The sequence below is a fragment of the Paracoccaceae bacterium Fryx2 genome (genome assembly GCA_032334235.1).
Classification (GTDB): domain Bacteria; phylum Pseudomonadota; class Alphaproteobacteria; order Rhodobacterales; family Rhodobacteraceae; genus JAVSGI01.
In genome coordinates this window covers 557,513-571,649 of sequence record JAVSGI010000005.1, presented here as the reverse complement: position 1 = coordinate 571,649, position 14,137 = coordinate 557,513, and the positions used below count along the sequence as shown (strand labels likewise).

General features: G+C 66.0%; 14 protein-coding genes. 7 read left to right on the top strand and 7 right to left on the bottom strand.

Features of this window, described 5'->3' with window-relative positions; translation table 11 throughout:
* Positions 1-46: 46 nt before the first annotated feature.
* The 4 genes from RNZ50_11945 to RNZ50_11930 form a co-directional block, all read right to left on the bottom strand.
* A complete protein-coding gene (locus RNZ50_11945) occupies positions 47-922 on the bottom strand; it encodes an FkbM family methyltransferase (GenBank protein ID MDT8855714.1) in 876 nt (291 codons plus the stop codon).
* 24 nt (positions 923-946) lie between these two features.
* Positions 947-2,455, bottom strand: coding sequence for a Fe-S cluster assembly protein SufB (gene sufB, locus RNZ50_11940; protein MDT8855713.1), 1,509 nt, complete (start codon positions 2,453-2,455; stop codon positions 947-949).
* A gap of 38 nt (positions 2,456-2,493) precedes the next feature.
* Complete coding sequence (locus RNZ50_11935) at positions 2,494-3,543, bottom strand: aminotransferase class V-fold PLP-dependent enzyme (GenBank protein ID MDT8855712.1); 1,050 nt, start codon at positions 3,541-3,543, stop codon at positions 2,494-2,496.
* Positions 3,544-3,640: 97 nt separating this feature from the next.
* Positions 3,641-4,114 (bottom strand): Rrf2 family transcriptional regulator, encoded by a 474-nt coding sequence (locus tag RNZ50_11930; GenBank protein MDT8855711.1) that lies wholly within the window; start codon positions 4,112-4,114, stop codon positions 3,641-3,643.
* Between the two features lie 146 nt (positions 4,115-4,260).
* Between RNZ50_11930 and RNZ50_11925 the strand changes: the two genes are divergently transcribed.
* From RNZ50_11925 to typA, 6 genes are all read left to right on the top strand, one after another.
* Positions 4,261-4,920: an alpha/beta hydrolase gene (locus RNZ50_11925; GenBank protein MDT8855710.1), complete on the top strand. Its 660-nt coding sequence runs from the start codon at positions 4,261-4,263 to the stop codon at positions 4,918-4,920.
* Between the two features lie 6 nt (positions 4,921-4,926).
* On the top strand, positions 4,927-5,154 hold the full coding sequence (locus RNZ50_11920) for a hypothetical protein (GenBank protein MDT8855709.1): 228 nt from the start codon (positions 4,927-4,929) through the stop codon (positions 5,152-5,154).
* The gene (locus RNZ50_11915; protein ID MDT8855708.1) at positions 5,151-5,738 is read left to right on the top strand and encodes an HD domain-containing protein; all 588 of its coding nucleotides are present in this window, start codon (positions 5,151-5,153) and stop codon (positions 5,736-5,738) included. The genes RNZ50_11920 and RNZ50_11915 overlap by 4 nt, the downstream gene beginning before the upstream one ends.
* A gap of 108 nt (positions 5,739-5,846) precedes the next feature.
* Entirely contained in the window at positions 5,847-7,061 is a 1,215-nt protein-coding gene (locus tag RNZ50_11910; protein MDT8855707.1) for an NADP-dependent isocitrate dehydrogenase, read from the top strand.
* A 117-nt stretch (positions 7,062-7,178) separates the two neighbouring features.
* Positions 7,179-7,796, top strand: a complete 618-nt coding sequence (locus RNZ50_11905) for a YitT family protein (protein MDT8855706.1) — start codon at positions 7,179-7,181, stop codon at positions 7,794-7,796.
* 136 nt (positions 7,797-7,932) lie between these two features.
* Positions 7,933-9,750 (top strand): translational GTPase TypA, encoded by a 1,818-nt coding sequence (typA, locus tag RNZ50_11900; protein ID MDT8855705.1) that lies wholly within the window; start codon positions 7,933-7,935, stop codon positions 9,748-9,750.
* Between the two features lie 34 nt (positions 9,751-9,784).
* Here the strand turns inward: typA and RNZ50_11895 are convergent, their stop codons facing one another.
* Positions 9,785-10,582, bottom strand: a complete 798-nt coding sequence (locus RNZ50_11895) for a class II glutamine amidotransferase (protein MDT8855704.1) — start codon at positions 10,580-10,582, stop codon at positions 9,785-9,787.
* A gap of 138 nt (positions 10,583-10,720) precedes the next feature.
* Between RNZ50_11895 and RNZ50_11890 the strand changes: the two genes are divergently transcribed.
* Positions 10,721-11,179 carry an Lrp/AsnC family transcriptional regulator gene (locus RNZ50_11890; GenBank protein MDT8855703.1) on the top strand — a complete coding sequence of 153 codons (459 nt, stop codon included), beginning with the start codon at positions 10,721-10,723 and terminating at the stop codon, positions 11,177-11,179.
* 7 nt (positions 11,180-11,186) lie between these two features.
* On the opposite strand, the gene RNZ50_11885 is transcribed toward RNZ50_11890, so the two are convergent.
* Together RNZ50_11885 and alaS are read right to left on the bottom strand one after the other, a co-directional pair.
* Complete coding sequence (locus tag RNZ50_11885) at positions 11,187-11,477, bottom strand: DUF1330 domain-containing protein (GenBank protein MDT8855702.1); 291 nt, start codon at positions 11,475-11,477, stop codon at positions 11,187-11,189.
* Positions 11,477-14,125, bottom strand: coding sequence for an alanine--tRNA ligase (gene alaS / locus RNZ50_11880; protein ID MDT8855701.1), 2,649 nt, complete (start codon positions 14,123-14,125; stop codon positions 11,477-11,479). The genes RNZ50_11885 and alaS overlap by 1 nt, the downstream gene beginning before the upstream one ends.
* Positions 14,126-14,137 lie beyond the last annotated feature (12 nt).

Here is a 14,137-nt window from a genome sequence, read left to right as displayed (position 1 = left end):
TCGGTCCCGGATGGCCGCCCGCCCTGCGGTGGCCGATGAATGCCTGCTAGGCGCGCAACTTGTCGGGCAAGAGATCGACATAGTCGGCCGCCGTTTCCGCGTCGATCGACTTGCGCTGGATCAACTGATCCAGGCAGAATAACGCCAGATCGTGACTGCCGAAGATCCCCGATGCCAGCAGCGCCAGATGCTTGAGCTGCGTGTCGCTCCAGTCAGCCTTGTCCTCCAGCGACCGGATATATACCGCGTCGCCGTCGATCAACTGGCTGGCAAGGGTCTTGCGGTTGACCCGCGCGCCCTGCGAATGCGGCAGCATCCGCGCCTTCTGATGCAGGAAGCGGTGCAGCACGAACCCTTGTGCGCGCAGTTCGGCGTCAAGCTCGTGCAACATCGGCTCGCCGTCATACAGCCGGTAAAAGCGCATCTCGGCCACCACCGCCACTGCGCGCGCCAGCCGGTCGCGCCCGCCCGCGATCACGTCGCGCTCGGCCCCCTGGGCATCGACCTTCAGCAGGTCGATGGCGGGCAAGAGGTCGATGTCGTCCAGCGCATGCATCCTCAGCGGTATTTCCGTTTCGGTGCCGATGTGGCGGCGGAACTGGCCCAGATAGGCGGTGCTGCGGCGGCTGAGCTTGTAGACGGACGACATCTCCGACGCTGGGTAGGCGTTCAGCACCACCCGGCCGGGAATGCCCACCGCCATCGGCAGGAACTGCGCATGGTCCGGCTTGTCGGCCATCAGCCGGGCAAAGGCCTGCGGGTTCGGCTCGAAGCCCCAGACCTCGGCCAGACCCGCTGCCGCCAGATCGGCATAGACCGGCGTGTCGATCGGGTTCGCCCCGACATCGACGATGCGCAGCGGGCGCAGAGGCACCAGCCGCGCCGCCAGCAATGCCAACAGACCCTTGGTCCCGGATTCCATCACATGCTCCACCCGAGGGCCGGCTCAGCCGACCGAGCCTTCCAGCGAGATTGCCACCAGCGCCTGCGCCTCCATCGCAAACTCCATCGGCAGGGCCTGCAGCACGTCCCGGCAGAAGCCGTTGACCACCAGCGCCACCGCCTCTTCCTCGTTCATCCCGCGCGAGCGGCAGTAGAACAGCTGGTCGTCATCGACCTTGGAGGTGGTCGCCTCGTGCTCGACCCGGCTCGAATTGTTCCGAACCTCGATATAGGGCACGGTATGGGCGCCGCATTTGTCACCGATCAGCAGGCTGTCGCATTGGGTGTAGTTGCGGCTGTTGGTCGCGCGCGGGTGCATCGACACCAGCCCGCGATAGGTGTTCTGCGCCCTGCCCGCGCTGATGCCCTTCGAGACGATCCGGCTCTTGGTGTTCTTGCCAAGGTGGATCATCTTGGTGCCGGTGTCGGCCTGCTGGGCATTGTTGGCAATGGCGATGGAGTAGAACTCGCCCTGGCTGTCGTCGCCTCGCAGGATGCAGCTTGGATATTTCCAGGTGATGGCCGAGCCGGTCTCGACCTGCGTCCACATCACCTTGGCCCGGTCGCCCCGGCAGTCGGCGCGCTTGGTGACAAAGTTGTAGATGCCGCCGACGCCGTTCTCGTCGCCGGGATACCAGTTCTGCACGGTCGAATATTTCACCTCGGCATCGTCGAGGATCACGATTTCGACCACTGCGGCATGAAGCTGGTTGGTGTCGCGCTTTGGCGCGGTGCAGCCTTCCAGATAGCTTACATAGGCGCCCTTGTCGGCGATGATCAGGGTGCGCTCGAACTGGCCGGTGTTTTCGGCGTTGATGCGGAAATAGGTCGAAAGCTCCATCGGGCAGCGCACGCCTTCGGGAATGTAGACGAAAGACCCGTCGGTGAAGACGGCCGAGTTCAGCGTGGCGAAGAAGTTGTCCGATTGCGGCACCACGGTGCCCAGATACCTGCGCACCAGTTCGGGGTGTTCGCGCACCGCCTCCGAGATCGAGCAGAAGATCACCCCGGCCTTCGCCAGTTCGGCCTTGAAGGTGGTGCCGACCGAAACCGAATCGAACACCGCATCGACCGCCACCCGGCGCGGCAGTTCCGCCCCTTCGACACCGGCCAGAAGCTTCTGTTCTTCCAGCGGAATCCCCAGCTTGGCATAGGTGGCCAGCAGCTTGGGGTCAACCTCGTCCAGGCTTTTCGGCTTGGAGTCCATGCTCTTGGGGCTGGCGTAGTAATACTGGTCCTGGTAGTCGATCTCGGGATAGTTGAGCATCGCCCAACGCGGCTCTTCCAGCTTCAGCCAGCGCCGGTAGGCGGCCAACCGCCATTCCAGCAGCCATTCGGGTTCGTCGTTCTTGCCGGAAATCAGGCGCACGATGTCTTCCGACAGGCCCTTGGGGGCATAGTCCATCTCGATGTCGGTTTCCCAGCCGTACTTGTACTTGCCGGCCATCGCCTGAACGGTCTCGATCGTCTCGCGGTCAACGCCGTCGCGAACCTCGGTGTCTAGGGCTGCCATCTGTGCTCCGTCTCCGCTTTTCCGGGGTGTTCCCGCTGTCATCCTGATACGCGCTCCCCGAACTTCCGGGCTTGCGCCAACCACGCTTCGGCAAAGCGCAGCACGTCGTCCTGGGTGGTGGCCGGTCCCAGCGATACCCGGATCGCCGAGGCCGCCGCCCCTTCGTCAAACCCCATCGCACGCAGCGCGCGACTGGCGCGCACCTTGCCCGATGAACAGGCCGACCCGGCCGAGACTGCAAATCCCGCAAGGTCCATCTGCATCACCTGCGTCTCGCCCTTCCAGCCCGGAGTCACCAGGCAAGTCGTGTTCGGCAGGCGGGCGCCGGTGTTCCCGACAGAAATAGTCTTATTTGCCGCGCTCGACAATGCGCTTTCTAGAATATTTCTAAGTTGCGCCACATTGTCCCAGACGCCATCGGCCAGATCGCGCGCAGCCGCCTCGGCCGCCGCCCCGAATCCGGCGATGCCGATCAGGTTTTCGGTGCCCGCGCGCCGCCCCATCTCCTGCCCGCCGCCCCTAATCTGCGCCGCCACGTCCAAGCCCCGGCGCAGCACCAGCGCGCCCACGCCCTTCGGCCCGCCGAGTTTGTGCGCCGACACAAGGCCCATGTCGCAGCCGAGCCAGTTGAAGGCAAAGGGCACCTTGCCGAAGGCCTGCGTCAGATCGCAGACCGCCAAGCCCGCGGGCAAGACCTGCATCACCCCGGTTTCCGAATTGGCCAGTTGCAGCGCCGCGCGCCCCGGGTCGGGCACCGTCACCGCGCCCGCACCATCCACCGCAAGCGCATCGTCGCACCAGGCCAGCACTGCCTCGTGCTCCACACCGGCGCAGGCCAGCCCGCGCCCGGCGCAGGCCAGCGCCGCCGCCTCGGTCGCGCCCGAGGTGAAGACGATGTCGGCCCCTTCCGCCCCCAGCGCCGCCGCCACCTGCGCCCGCGCCCGTTCGATCAGGCCCTTCGCCGCCCGCCCCTCGGCATGGATCGAAGACGGATTGCCCGCAACATCCATCGCTGCAAGCATCGCCGCCCGCGCCTCGGGGCGCAACGGCGCGGTGGCGTTCCAGTCCAGATAGGCGCGCAGCCTCAAGACCCTGCCCCCCTGCCGCTTTCATCTTGGCCCAAACATCCACTCGGTCCCTGGCCGCGCGGAAACCCCGTCGGCAAGTCCGATGGTCGCCCCCGGCTCATTCGTCGTCCACCACCCGGAACAGCGCAGGCACTGCCGGGCAGGGCCGCATCTCGTTGCGGATCACGTCCGACAGCCGGGTCTGGTGCAGGAAAACATAGACATGCGCCGACAGCCCCTCCCACAGCCGGTTCGACAAAGATTGCGCCCGCGTGCCCGACACGCCCCCCGTGGCCCCGGCCCCGGAGTGCATGGCAGACACGGTTTCCTCCACCGCTTCCATAACCTCGCTCAGCCTTATCGCGTCGGGGCTGCGCGCCAGCCGGTAGCCACCGCCCGGCCCCCGCACCGCCTCGACCAGCCCGGCGCGGCGCAGCTTGACGAACAACTGCTCCAGATAGGGAAGCGAAATGTCCTGCCGCTTGGACACTTCCGACAACGATACCAATTCTTCGCTGCCCGCCGGCTTTTGCGCCAGCGCCAGATCGGCCAGCGCCACCACGGCATAACGCCCCTTGGTCGAGAGTTTCATGGCTGCGATCTCCAATTCCATTGACGTCAAGCAGCAGGCCGCTTAACTCACGACGAGTCCATGCGGCAAAAGCCGCGTTTGGAAGTGTTCTAAGTTGTCCGAGCGAATTTGTCACCAAATCGCCCGGAAGGAAAGAGACAGGCGCCATGCCCGAAGTTATTTTCGCAGGCCCAGAGGGTCGGCTCGAAGGCCGCTACCATCCGCAAAAGGACCGCGACGCCCCCATTGCCATCGTGCTGCACCCCCATCCGCAATTCGGCGGCACGATGAACAACAAGGTCGTCTACAACCTGCACTATGCTTTCTACAACCTTGGCTTCACCGTGCTTCGGTTCAACTTCCGCGGCGTCGGGCGCAGCCAGGGCGAATACGACATGGGCATCGGCGAGTTGTCCGACGCCGCCTCGGCGCTGGATTACCTGCAGTCGATGAACCAGAACGCCAAGCATTGCTGGGTCGCGGGCTTTTCCTTCGGGGCCTGGATCGGGATGCAACTGCTGATGCGCCGCCCGGAAATCACCGGCTTCATCTCGGTCGCGCCGCCCGCCAACATGTATGATTTCAGCTTCCTCGCGCCCTGCCCGGCTTCGGGGCTGATCATCAACGGCACCGCCGACCGCGTGGCGCAGCCGAAGGACACCGTCGGCCTGGTGAACAAGCTGCACGAACAGAAGGGTATCACGATCACCCATACCCAGATCGAAGGTGCCGACCACTTCTTCAAGGATGACGAGGCGCACATGAAGCCGATGATCGGCACCGTTTCCGACTATGTGAAGCGGCGGCTGACCGAGGTCACGCGGTAGCGCGCCATGGGCATCGCCGAAGACCTTGCCGATGCGCTGGCCCGCGACGTGATCGCGGCGATGGACGAACTTGGCGACGACACGCTGGTCGATCAGGTCTCGAAGATCCTGATCGCCACCTCGTCCACCACGCAGGAAGCCTTCATGACCAGTGTCAAGGTGCGGATCTCGGAACGCCGCGCCCGCCGCTTCCTCGACGACAGGCTGGCCGCCGCCCGGGTGCGCAAGGCGTGACCGACCGGCTTGCCGCCCAGTTCGCCTTCCTGACCGAGGCCGACAAGCTGAAGTCCGTGCTGCGCGCCACCACGCTCTGCGACGGGTCGCGGCGCGAGAATTCGGGCGAGCATTCCTGGCATCTGGCGCTTTACGCGCTGGTGCTGGCAGACCACGCAGCACCAGGGGTCGACATCAACCGGGTGATCCGCATGCTGATCCTGCATGATCTGGTCGAGATCGACACCGGCGACGTGCCGATCCATGCGCAGAACGGCTCCGCCCACGGCTCGCCCGGCACCGCCGCCGCCGAGGCCCGCGCCGCCGACCGCATCTTCGGCCTGCTGCCGCCCGACCTTGCCCGCGACCTGCGCGCGCTGTGGGAGGAGTTCGAGGCCGCGGCCACCCCCGACGCGGTGTTCGCCAAGGCGCTCGACCGGGTGCAGCCGGTGATGCACAACATCGCCAGTGGCGGCGGCACCTGGGCGACCTATTCCGTCACCGCCGAACAACTCGAGTCCCGGGTCGGAACCAGGGTCGCCCGCGGCGCCCCCGACCTCTGGGCCTGGGTCCGCGCCCGCACCGAGGCCTACTTCGGCCCCTGATGGCCCGCGACATTTTCGGTATGCCATCGCATACCACCTTTCCCGCGGCCTCGGTTTCCGTTATGAACACCCCAGTCCGAATCCCCAACCCCAACCCAAGAGGCCCGCATGTCGAAGATCAAAGTCGCGAACCCGGTGGTAGAGCTTGACGGCGACGAGATGACCCGGATCATCTGGGATTTCATCAAGCAGAAGCTGATCCTGCCCTATCTCGACATCGATCTGAAATACTACGATCTCGGCATCGAGGAACGCGACCGCACCAACGACCAGATCACGATCGACGCGGCTCATGCGATCAAGAAGTACGGCGTGGGCGTCAAATGCGCCACCATCACGCCGGACGAGCAGCGGGTCGAGGAATTCGGCCTGAAGCAGATGTGGAAATCGCCTAACGGCACCATCCGCAACATCCTCGGCGGCGTGATCTTCCGCCAGCCGATCATCTGCCGCAACGTGCCGCGCCTCGTGCCGGGCTGGACGCAGCCGATCGTGGTCGGCCGCCATGCCTTCGGCGACCAGTACAAGGCCACCGATTTCCGCTTTCCCGGCAAGGGCAAACTGACGATGAAATTCGTCGGCGAGGACGGCACCACCATCGAGCGCGAGGTCTACGAGGCCCCTTCGGCCGGCGTGTTCATGGGCATGTACAACCTTGACGATTCCATCGCCGACTTCGCCCGCGCCTCGCTGAACTACGGGCTGAACCTCGGCTGGCCGGTGTACCTGTCGACCAAGAACACCATCCTCAAGGTCTACGACGGCCGCTTCAAGGACATTTTCCAGACGATCTACGAGGCCGAATTCGAAGACCAGTTCAAGAAGGCAGGCATCACCTACGAACACCGCCTGATCGACGACATGGTGGCAAGCGCGATGAAATGGTCGGGCGGCTATGTCTGGGCCTGCAAGAACTACGACGGCGACGTGCAGTCCGACACCGTGGCGCAGGGCTTCGGCAGCCTCGGGCTGATGACCTCCGTCCTGATGACCCCCGACGGCCAGACCGTCGAGGCAGAGGCGGCGCATGGCACTGTCACCCGCCACTACCGCCAGCACCAGCAGGGCAAGGCGACCTCGACCAACTCGATCGCCTCGATCTACGCCTGGACCGGCGGCCTGCGCCACCGCGCCAAGCTCGACGGCAACGCCGAACTGGCCCGCTTTGCAGAAACGCTGGAACGCGTCACGGTCGCCACCGTCGAGGACGGCCACATGACCAAGGATCTGGCCCTGCTGGTCGGCCCCGACCAGAAATGGCTGACCACGATCGGTTACCTCGAAAAGGTCGACGAATACCTGAACAAGGCCCTGAAGGGCTGACCCGACCCGGGGCGGCATGAAGCCGCCCCGAACACCTCCCCTTGCGCTTTCATCTTTGCACAAATATCCCACGGGGGTCCGGGGGTGTGAAACCCCCGGCGTCAGCCGAAAAGATCGATGCCCGACGCCACGCGCCCCCTTTCCCCCGCCCACAGCCTGCTCGACGATGCCCAGGGCATTGCCTACGGCGCCACCATGGCCGCCTTCGGCATCACCATCCTGACCCATCTCGGTCTTGTCACCGGCCAGACGGCTGGGCTGGCGGTGCTGATCTCCTATGCCACCGGGCTCAGCTTCGGTCTGGTATTCTTCGCGATCAACCTGCCGTTCTACTGGATCGGCTACCGGCGCATGGGGCTGGCCTTCACCGTCAAGACCTTCCTCGCGGTGGCGCTGCTGTCGGGCCTCAGCATGGTGATTCCGGACTGGGTCAGCTTTGCCAGCCTGAACCCGGTGTTCGGCGCGGTCCTGTTCGGGGCGGTGTCGGGTTCGGCGCTGCTGGCGCTGTTCCGCCACGGGGCGAGCCTTGGCGGCGTCGGCATCGTGGCGCTGGCCCTGCAGGACCGCACCGGCTTTCGTGCGGGCTATACCCAGCTTCTGTTCGACGCCGCGCTGTTCTCGGTGGCCCTTCTGGTCCGAGACGTGCCGTCGGTGGCGCTGTCGTTCCTTGGCGCGCTGGTGGTCAATCTGGTGATCGCGATCAACCACCGGCGCGACCGATACACCGCCACCTGACCCGAACGCCCCCGCCGCCGGGGTTTCGCACAAATCCGCACGCCGCACGGGGGCGGGACGCAATCGGCACTGGCAATTCCGGCCATGCTGCTGTAACGCCGCCCCAACATCAGATCAATTGAAAGAGACCCTCCCGATGGAGCTTCGCAACATCGCCATCATCGCGCATGTGGACCATGGCAAGACCACATTGGTGGACGAGCTGCTGAAACAGTCCGGTGCCTTCCGTGACAACCAGGCCGTCGCCGAACGCGCGATGGACAGCAACGATATCGAGCGCGAGCGCGGCATCACCATCCTTGCCAAATGCACCTCGCTCGAATGGGGCGGGATGCGGATCAACATCGTCGATACCCCCGGCCACGCCGATTTCGGCGGCGAGGTCGAACGGATCCTGTCGATGGTCGATGGCGTGGTGCTGCTGGTCGATGCCGCCGAAGGCCCGATGCCGCAGACCAAGTTCGTCACCTCCAAGGCGCTGGCGCTGGGGCTGCGGCCCATCGTGGTGCTGAACAAGGTCGACAAGCCCGACGCCGAACCCGACCGCGCCCTGAACGAGGTGTTCGACCTGTTCGCAAACCTCGGCGCCGACGACGATCAGCTTGATTTCCCGGTGCTTTACGCCTCTGGCCGCGCCGGGTGGGCGGACGAGACGCTCGACGGCCCGCGCAAGGACCTGTCGGCGCTTTACGATCTGGTGCTGCGCCATGTGCCGCAACCGGCGCAGCTTTCGCGCCGCGACGAGCCGTTCCAGATGCTGGCCACCACCCTGTCGGCCGACCCCTTCATCGGCCGCATCCTGACCGGCCGGGTCGAGGCTGGCACGCTGAAAGCGGGCGATACCATCAAGGCGCTGAGCCGCAACGGCGAAAAGCTCGAACAGTTCCGCGTGTCGAAGGTGCTGGCCTTCCGCGGCCTGTCGCAATCTCCGATCGACCTCGCCGAAGCGGGCGATATCGTCACGCTGTCCGGCATGTCGAAGGCCACCGTGGCCGACACGCTCTGCGCGCTGGAGGTCGAGACCGCCCTGCCCGCGCAGCCGATCGACCCGCCGACCATCTCTGTCACTTTCGGCATCAACGACAGCCCGCTCGCGGGCAAGGATGGATCGAAGGTGCAGTCGCGCGTGATCCGCGAACGCCTGATGAAGGAAGCCGAGATCAACGTGGCGATCAAGGTCAGCGACACGCCGGGCGGCGACGCCTTCGAGGTTGCCGGCCGCGGCGAATTGCAGATGGGCGTGCTGATCGAGAACATGCGCCGCGAGGGGTTCGAGCTGTCGATCTCGCGCCCACGCGTGCTGTTCCAGGACGTTGACGGGGTGCGCTGCGAACCGATCGAGGAAGTCACCATCGACGTGGATGACGAATACACCGGCGCCGTGATCGAAAAGATCACCGGGCCGCGCAAGGGCGACCTGATCGAGATGAAGCCGGCCGGCGTCGGCAAGACCCGGATCATCGCGCATGTGCCCTCGCGTGGGCTGATCGGCTACCATGGTCAGTTCATGACCGACACGCGCGGCACCGGCGTGCTGAACCGGGTGTTCCACACCTGGGCGCCGCACAAGGGCCCGATCGAGGGCCGCCGCGCGGGCGTGCTGATCTCGATGGAAAGCGGCGTCTCGGTTGCCTATGCGATGTGGAAGCTGGAAGACCGCGGCCACTTCTTCATCGGCGTGCAGGAAGCGGTCTACACCGGCATGATCATCGGCGAGCACAACCGAGACAACGATCTGGAAGTGAACCCGCTGAAGGGCAAGCAGCTGACCAACGTGCGGGCCTCCGGCACCGACGAGGCGGTGCGGCTGACGACGCCGGTGCGCCTGTCGCTGGAACAAGCGATTGCCTATATCGACGACGACGAACTGGTCGAGGTCACGCCGAAATCCGTGCGGATGCGCAAACGCTACCTTGATCCCAACGAACGCAAGCGCCAGTCGCGCGCGGGCTGACCGAACGGGCCGCACCTTCGGGTGCGGCCCTTCTTCATTCCGCCGCCGCAGGCATCCACGCCGGGTCGAAGCGGTCCACGCGCACCCGGTCGCCCTCGAAGGTGCAGAACGACCCCGACGGCACCATCTCCCATCCGGTCTGGTCCGCCTCCAGCGGTTCCGACACCACCGCCCGGCCCGAGCGCGTATCCGACCAGCGGTGATACAGCGTCGGCGCCAGATCGTCGGTGGCATAGCGCACGGCGTAAAGCCGCTGCCCGTCAGACAGCGCCGCCGTCAGTCGCATGTGCGGCCCGCAGCCCTTGGCCCGGCTCAGCGCCTCGAGGCGCCGCACCGCCCGCAGCAGCGCGCCGCAGGGGTCATCCTCCAGCCCCTCGGCCACCGCCACCAGAAACAGCGCCTCGCTGTCGGTGGCGCCCTTGCGGTGCGGGTAAAGCGTCTCGGGAATCATCATGTCGGCGTCGCGGCGGAAGGTCTCGTAGCCCCCGACCTGACCGTTGTGCATGAAGCTCCACCGCCCCCAGGTGAAGGGGTGGCAGTTGTTCCGGCTGGTGGCCGTGCCGGTCGAGGCGCGGACATGCGCCAGAAACAGCCCCGATCGCACCTGCGCCGTCAGGCTGCGCAGATTGGGGTCCGACCAGGCCGGCATCACGTCGCGGTAAAGCCCCGGGTCGGGCCGGTCGGCATACCAGGCGATGCCGAACCCGTCGGCATTGATCGCGCTGTGGCATTGCGTGGCACAATGGCTCTGGTGGATCAGCGAATGACCCGGCCGACTGACGATCTCTTCCAGAAAGATCGGCGCGCCGATATAGGCGGCCCAACGACACATCTGCAACACCCCTTGCGCGCCCGACCGGCGCCGAATGACCTGTCCGGCCATGATAGAAAGAAATCCCGGCCATTGCACGCGGGTTCTGTTGCCGATCCGGCTTTACTTTCGGGAAAGTTTCCCACAAAAATGGCTGCCATGCAGATACTCGACCATCTCGACCGCCGCATTCTCGGCCTCTTGCAAACCGACGCCTCGCTGGCGCTGGAGGATCTTGGCGAAAGGGTCGGCCTGTCGCGCAACGCGGTGTGGCGGCGGGTCAAGGCGCTGGAGGCATCGGGGGTGATCCGCGCGCGGGTGGCGCTGCTCGACCCCGAGGCTGTCGGGCTGGGGCTGACGGTCTTCATGCTGATCCGCACCGACCGCCACACGCCCGACTGGCTGGACCGTTTCGCGCAGGCGACGCGCGACATGCCCGACATCCTGGGCGCATACCGCATGAGCGGCGATCTGGATTACCTGATCCGTGCCCGCGTGGCGGACGTGAAGGCCTATGACAGGCTCTATCAGGAACTGGTGCGCCGGGTGGACCTGCACGACGTTTCCGCCAGCTTCGTGATGGAGGAGATCAAGGACACCACCGCCCTGCCGCTCTGACCCGGCGCTATTCGGCCTCTTCCACCACGCACAGGTCGCGGACCGAGGCTCCCTTGGCATGCGCAAGCGCCGCCTGATACTCGGCCGAATGATAGCAGGCCACCCCGGCTTCAAGGCTGGGAAAGCGCGCCACCACATTGCGCGGCCGGTCGTTGCCTTCCAGTTGCACATGCCGCCCGCCGCGTGCAAGGAACACGCCGCCATGCGCGGCAATCGCCGGGCCCGCCGCCTTGGCATAGCGGCCGTAGGCCTCGGCATCCGTCACCAGCACATGGGCGATCCAAAGCGCGGTCGGCATCACGCCACCATCGCGGCTTCGGCCGCCGCAATCGCCGCATCGGCCAGCGCGATGTCGGCACCCCCGGCCTGCGCCATGTCGGCCCGGCCACCGCCGCCCTTGCCGCCCATCGCCTCGGCCGCCGCCTTGACCAGCGTCACCGCCGACAGCCGGCCCGTCAGGTCCGCCGTGACCCCCGCCGCCACCGCAGGCTTGCCGCCCGTGTCGGCGATCAGCAGCACAGCACCCGAGCCGAGCCGCAGCTTCATCTCGTCGATCAGCCCCGGCAGATCCTTGCCGGAAACCCCGGTCAGCACCTGCGCCATGAATTTGACCCCGCCGATCTCGCGGGCCTCGGGTCCGGCCCCGCCGCCGCCCATCGCCACCTCGCGACGCAGTTGCGCCACCTCGTTCTGCAACGCCTTGCGTTCGGCCATCAGCAGCCTGATCCGCGCCGCAAGCTCGGCCGGAACCGCCCCGAGCGCCGCACTCGCCGCCTCAAGATGGGCGTAGTTCTCGCGCACGTCGCGCAGCACGCCCTCGCCGGTGATCGCCTCGATCCGCCGGATGCCCGAGGCGGACGCGCTTTCCGACAGGATCAGGAACGACCCGATCTCGCCCAGCCGCCCGACATGGGTGCCGCCGCACAGCTCCAGCGAATAGGTCTTGCCGTCGCTGCCCTTGCCCGACCCGGGCTGCACGCCCATCGACACAACCCGCACCTCGTCGCCGTATTTCTCGCCGAACAGCGCCTGCGCGCCAAGGCTGCGGGCATCATCGGGTGTCATAACCCGGGTTTCGACCGGACCGTTCTGCCGGATGAAGCTGTTGACCTCGGCCTCCACCTGCGCCCGTTCCTCGGCCGTCAGCGCCTTGGAATGGCTGAAATCGAACCGCAGACGGTCGTGCGCGTTCAGCGACCCGCGCTGTGCCACATGGTCGCCAAGCGCGCGCCGCAGCGCCTCGTTCAGGAGATGGGTCGCGGAGTGGTTGGCCCGGATCGCGGCGCGGTTGCGGTGATCGACCTCCAACTTGGCGGGCTGGCCAAGGGCGATCGTGCCCTCGATCAGTTCGGCCACATGGATGATCACACCCGCGGCCTTGCGCGTGTCGGACACGGCGGCCGTGCCGGTCTCGGTCCGTATCCAGCCCCGATCACCGACCTGCCCGCCGCTTTCGGCATAGAATGGTGTCTGGTTGACCACGATCTGCACCTTGCCGTCGGCTGTTTTCGCAGGCGCACCATCGACCATCAGCGCCAGCACCTGACCCTCGGCCGCCTCGGTATCGTAGCCCAGAAACTCCGACGGGCCGTGGTCCTCGGACACCTGATACCAGATCGCAGCATCGCCGGTTTCGCCCGAACCAGCCCAGGAGGCGCGCGCCTTGGCCTTCTGTTCCGCCATCGCCGCGTCAAAGCCCGCAATGTCCACCGTTCGCCCCTGTTCACGCAGCGCGTCCTGCGTCAGATCGAGCGGAAAACCATAGGTGTCGTAAAGCTTGAACGCCGCGCCACCCGGCAGCGCCGCGCCTTCCGGAATCCGCGCCACCTCGTCGGCCAGCAGATGCAGGCCCCGCTCCAGCGTCTGGCGGAAACGGGTTTCTTCCAGCCGCAGCGTTTCCTCGATCAGCGCCTGCGCCCGCACGAGTTCGGGATAGGCCGCCCCCATCTGCCGCACCAGCGCGGGCACCAGACGGTGCATCACCGGGTCCTGCGCGCCCAGCTGATGCGCGTGGCGCATTGCCCGCCGCATGATGCGCCGCAACACATAACCGCGCCCCTCGTTCGACGGCATCACCCCGTCGGCGATCAGGAACGAGGTCGAGCGCAGGTGGTCGGCGATCACCCGGTGGTGCGTCTTGCCCGGCCCGTCGGGGTCGGTCGAGGTCGCGTGTGCCGAAGCCTCGATCAGGCTGCGCATCAGGTCGGTGTCGTAGTTGTCGTGCTTGCCCTGCAACAGCGCCCCGATCCGCTCCAGCCCCATGCCGGTGTCGATGCTCTGCTTGGGCAGCGGGACCATGGTGCCATCGGCGAACTGCTCGTTCTGCATGAACACCAGGTTCCAGATCTCGATGAAGCGGTCGCCATCCTGATCGGCGCTGCCCGGCGGGCCGCCCCAGATGCTGTCGCCATGGTCGTAGAATATCTCGGTGCAGGGGCCGCAGGGTCCGGTGGGGCCCATCCGCCAGAAGTTGTCGTCACTGGCGATGCGGATGATGCGGTCATCCGACAGGCCCGCGACCTTCTTCCAGATCGCCGCCGCCTCGTCATCGGAGTGATAGACTGTGACCAGCAGCTTGCTCCTGTCGATGCCGTAGTCCTTGGTCAGAAGCTCCCAGGCAAAGGGGATCGCTTCCGACTTGAAATAATCGCCGAAGCTGAAATTGCCAAGCATTTCGAAAAAGGTATGGTGGCGCGCCGTATAGCCGACATTGTCGAGGTCATTGTGCTTGCCGCCCGCCCGCACGCATTTCTGCGCCGTGGTCGCCCGCGTGTAGTCCCGCGTCTCGACCCCGGTGAAGCAGTTCTTGAACTGCACCATGCCGGAATTGGCGAACATCAGCGTCGGGTCGTTGCGCGGCACGAGCGGGCTCGATTCCACCACCCGGTGGCCGTTGCGCGAAAAGAAGTCGAGGAAGGTCGAGCGGATATCGTTCAGCGACGGCATGGATCAAGGGCC

Coding starts and splice junctions, on each gene's coding strand:
- RNZ50_11945 (MDT8855714.1), bottom strand. CDS start 922: ATGGAATCCGGGACCAAGGGTCTGTTGGCATTGCTGGCGGCGCGGCTG.
- sufB (MDT8855713.1), bottom strand. CDS start 2,455: ATGGCAGCCCTAGACACCGAGGTTCGCGACGGCGTTGACCGCGAGACG.
- RNZ50_11930 (MDT8855711.1), bottom strand. CDS start 4,114: ATGAAACTCTCGACCAAGGGGCGTTATGCCGTGGTGGCGCTGGCCGAT.
- RNZ50_11925 (MDT8855710.1), top strand. CDS start 4,261: ATGCCCGAAGTTATTTTCGCAGGCCCAGAGGGTCGGCTCGAAGGCCGC.
- RNZ50_11920 (MDT8855709.1), top strand. CDS start 4,927: ATGGGCATCGCCGAAGACCTTGCCGATGCGCTGGCCCGCGACGTGATC.
- RNZ50_11910 (MDT8855707.1), top strand. CDS start 5,847: ATGTCGAAGATCAAAGTCGCGAACCCGGTGGTAGAGCTTGACGGCGAC.
- RNZ50_11905 (MDT8855706.1), top strand. CDS start 7,179: ATGCCCGACGCCACGCGCCCCCTTTCCCCCGCCCACAGCCTGCTCGAC.
- typA (MDT8855705.1), top strand. CDS start 7,933: ATGGAGCTTCGCAACATCGCCATCATCGCGCATGTGGACCATGGCAAG.
- RNZ50_11895 (MDT8855704.1), bottom strand. CDS start 10,582: ATGTGTCGTTGGGCCGCCTATATCGGCGCGCCGATCTTTCTGGAAGAG.
- RNZ50_11890 (MDT8855703.1), top strand. CDS start 10,721: ATGCAGATACTCGACCATCTCGACCGCCGCATTCTCGGCCTCTTGCAA.
- RNZ50_11885 (MDT8855702.1), bottom strand. CDS start 11,477: ATGCCGACCGCGCTTTGGATCGCCCATGTGCTGGTGACGGATGCCGAG.
- alaS (MDT8855701.1), bottom strand. CDS start 14,125: ATGCCGTCGCTGAACGATATCCGCTCGACCTTCCTCGACTTCTTTTCG.